The organism is Cellulomonas sp. B6 (assembly GCF_001462455.1).
GTDB lineage: Bacteria > Actinomycetota > Actinomycetes > Actinomycetales > Cellulomonadaceae > Cellulomonas.
The window spans coordinates 1-3736 of the sequence record NZ_LNTD01000220.1 but is presented as its reverse complement, the minus strand read 5'-3'; the positions used below and the strand labels follow the sequence as shown (position 1 = coordinate 3736).

Sequence of the window (3736 nt, the reverse complement as noted above, 5' to 3'; positions counted from 1 at the left end):
GGCGAGGACGCCGCCGAGCGCGGTGCGCAGTCGGCGCACGCGTGACCTGGTCACGGTTCTCCTGGGTGCGTGAGAGGGGAGGGGGAGGCGACGTCGGCGGTCGGGCCGCCGCGAAGGGCCCTCCCGGAGCGGTCCGGGAGGGCCCTTCGTCGTCGTGTCAGGCGCTCAGCGCCTGGCTCGTCAGCCCACCTGGCAGGTGGTGCCGTTGAGCGTGAAGGACGTCGGCGCCGTGTTGGTCCCCGAGTGGGAGCCGTTGAAGCCGATGTCGACCGAGGCACCCGGTGCGAGCGCACCGTTCCAGGCCGCGTTCGTCGCGGTCACCGCGGAGCCGGACTGCGCCCACGTGGCGCTCCAGCCCTGCTGCACGGTCTGGCCGTTCGCGAACGAGAAGCCGAGCGTCCAGCCCGACAGCGCGCTCGTGCCGTTGTTCGTGACCTTCACCGAGGCGGTGAAGCCCGAGTTCCAGCTGCTCGCCGTGTACTTCACGGTGCAGACCGCGCCGGGGTTCGAGGTCGGCGTGGGCGTCGGGGTCGGGGTGACCGTCGGCGTCGGGGTCGGCGTGACCGTCGGCGTCGGCGTCGCCGGGTACGCGTTCTTGACGAGGGTCCGGAACTGCGCCTCGAACCACTGGCCGGCGAGCGGCGCGTCGGGCGTCGCCCCCGTCAGCTGGTTCGAGAGCTTCGGCGAGACGAAGGTCGGGTCGCACATGCGGTCGAAGCTCTTGCCCTGGTCGTTCGGGATCTCCTTCGACGCGCCGTCCGACTCGCCCGGGGGCTTGATCCAGACGTACGCGTCGAGGTGCGACTCGGCCGGCGCCCCGGCGGGCGTCGCGCGCGGGAGCTCGCCGATGCCGGCACCCAGCGGGTTGCACCAGGCGCCGCGGTGGTTGCGGCGGTCGATGCGCGACTCGTCGACGTAGGTGTCGACGTTCGTGCTCGTCGAGACCTTGGTGGGGCGGTTCGGGCCGCCCCAGCCGTTGCGCGAGGTGTCGATGAGCATGCCGGTCGAGGCCGGGAACCCCTCGGCGACGAGGAGCCGGTGCAGCTGTGCGGTCCACGCGTGCTCACCGAAGTCCGGGTTCCACTCGTAGAACTTCGCCGAGCGCACCTGGGCCGACCCGACCTGCAGGTTGGGGTTCGGCAGGAACGGCTCGGCCAGCGGCGTCGAGTTCGCGGTGTTGGTCACGAACCCGTCGACCGACGCGAAGCCCTTCTTGGTGCTCTTGGCGACCTCGGCGAACAGCTTCGCGGTCGGGCCGGAGTTCGAGTCCCAGCCGAGCCAGCCCGAGTGGGCCGCGTCGAGGTAGGTGTAGACGTTCGGGAGCGTCTTGAGCTCGTCGAGCGCGTACTTCACTCCCTCGCGGTAGTAGGGCGCCGACGCCTGGCACGCCGGCTCCGAGATGTTGGTGATGAGGTTCGGCAGCGAGTCGGGCTCGATCGTCGCCGAGATCCGCAGGTCCTGGTACTTCGGGTCGCCCAGGAGGTCGACGATCGGGTCGATGTACTCGGTCTGGTACCGCGTGAGACCCGCGGCCGTGGGCGGCAGCTCGCCGTTCGACGCGAGCGCGAAGCAGTCGCGGCCGGGCAGGTTGTAGATGACGAGGTTGAACACCAGGGGCTGGCTGCCGGACTTCTGCTTCAGGGCCTCGTCCAGGTGGAACTTCAGGCCCTTGCCGTCCGCGTTGCCCGTGATGGCGCTGATGCGGTCCATCCAAACGGCGGTCGGCTGCTGCGCGACGGTGCGCATCTGGCCCGCGAGCGTCGGGTCGCCGGCGCGCGTGGCAGCGCTCTCAACCGTCTCCGCCCAGGTGGGGTTCACGTACTGCTTGGCCCCCGCGTAGGGGTTGTCGACGTGCGCCTCGGCGGCGTTCGCCGCCGTGGTCGCCAGGGTCAGCGGCACCGCGACGAGCGCCGTCGCCGTCGCCGCGGTCGCGACGGCGCGCCAGCGCCGTCGAGCCGTTCGATTGCCGTGTTCGGACACGAGGTCCTCCATGTTCGGTGGAAGTCCCCGGCCCTCGGCGGCAAACGGGGACGAGCCGTCGGGGACGTGTCCACGACGACTGCTGCGGAATCCATCACGCGGGCGCTTCGACGGGATGGCCACAAATCGTTTAGGGAAACCCGCGTTACCGAATCGTTATCCAGGTTTCATCCGCCGGTCGACACGAAGTCGCAGGTCACGGGCGAGTGAGCGCTCACCTGGAGACGTGCGTACGCACCCCCGCCGCAGGCCGACGACCGGCGGTCAGCGCGAGCGCGGGCCCGTGCTGCCCCGCACCGCGAGCCCACCCACCTCGATGTGCCGCACGGGCGACGGCTGCTGGTCCAGCACGGCGAGGACGGCCTGGCCCACCGCGGCACCGAGGTCGGCCTGCACCGAGGGCAGAGCCGTGATCGACGGGGTCGCCAGGCGGCACAGCGGTGAGTCGGACAGCGCGACCACGGACACGTCCCACGGCACGGCGAGCCCCGTGCGCCGCGCGACGTCGAGCGCCGCGAGCGCCATGTGGTCGGTGTCGAACACGACGGCCGTCGGCGGCTGGTCGCCCGTCAGCAGCCGCCGGCACGCGGCCGCCGCCTCCTCGGGGGAGCCGGCGGTCGGCTCGTGGACCAGCACGGCGCCACCGGCGTCGAGCGCGCGCTGCAGACCCGTGGTGCGCGCGTGCGTGCGCAGCAGCGACGCGGGCCCCGTCACCACGCCGATGCGGCGGTGGCCAAGCTCGATGAGGTAGCGCCCGACGCGCTCGGCCGCGGCCTCGTCGTCGACGTGCACGTTCGCGACCTCGCCCGGCACGTCGCCGCCACCCACGACGACCGCCGGGATCCGCAGGCGGCGCAGCGCGTCCAGGCGCGGGTCCTCGGTGCGCACGTCCGTCACGACCATCACGTCGAACCGGCGCTCGGCCCACCACTCGCCGTAGAGCCCGACGGCCGCCTCCATGTCCTCGACGACCTGCAGCACGAGCGCCAGCCGCCGGGTGGCGAGCACCTCCTGCAGCGCGACCACGAGCTCGAGGACGTGCGAGCCGTAGCCGGCGGGGCCGGTCAGGCCCCGGTCGACGACCAGGCCGACCGCGCGCGGGCCCGAGCGCATCGAGCGGGCCGCGGCGCTCGGCCGCCAGCCGAACTCGTCGGCGACGCGTAGCACCCGTTCGCGCGTCGCCGCGGACACGCCGGGCCGCCCGTTCAGCGCGTACGAGACGACGGCGATGGACACCCCCGCGGCCTTCGCGACGTCGGTGATGGTCGGGCGGCGGGCCGCGGGGCCGCCGACGACGGGCTGCGTCCCGGTCGCGGGAGAGACAGCATCCTTGCCGGTGTCATGTGCAGGAGTGACCACGATCACCTAGTCTTGCGCCCGTTGCGGGTGAAATGCATCAGCTCGGCTCCGACGGCGTGGGCGAGGGGGAGGACATGTCGACTGTCCGACGCGGGGTTCCCGCCACGGCGCGACGGACGATCGGCGTGCTCTCGCCGGTCGTCGGCGGGTTCTACTTCGGGGCGCTGATCGCGGGCGTGGCGCGCGCGGCGCGCGCCGCCGGCCACCGCGTCGTCGCGGTCCAGACCTACCCCGCGGGCCTCGACCGGGAGCGCTACCCCGACGAGTCGGTCCTCGACACGCCGGTCGCGCTCGGGGCGGTCGACGGGCTCGTCGTGATCGGCAAGTCGTTGTCGGCCGAGCGGCTGGCAGCGGTGCGCGAGTGGGGCGTCCCCGTCGTCCTGATCAGCGAGGACCC

General features: G+C 72.8%; 2 protein-coding genes and 1 pseudogene. 1 reads left to right on the top strand and 2 read right to left on the bottom strand.

Annotation, left to right across the window (positions count from 1 at the left end; genetic code table 11):
- Positions 1–180 precede the first annotated feature (180 nt).
- Together ATM99_RS16300 and ATM99_RS16295 are read right to left on the bottom strand one after the other, a co-directional pair.
- Positions 181–1980 (bottom strand): glycoside hydrolase family 6 protein, encoded by a 1800-nt coding sequence (locus ATM99_RS16300; RefSeq protein WP_062103894.1) that lies wholly within the window; start codon positions 1978–1980, stop codon positions 181–183.
- Between the two features lie 264 nt (positions 1981–2244).
- Complete coding sequence (locus tag ATM99_RS16295) at positions 2245–3339, bottom strand: LacI family DNA-binding transcriptional regulator (protein WP_082659945.1); 1095 nt, start codon at positions 3337–3339, stop codon at positions 2245–2247.
- Between the two features lie 125 nt (positions 3340–3464).
- Here ATM99_RS16295 and ATM99_RS16290 point away from each other — a divergent pair.
- Positions 3465–3736: pseudogene (locus ATM99_RS16290) on the top strand (diguanylate cyclase); the annotation flags it as partial.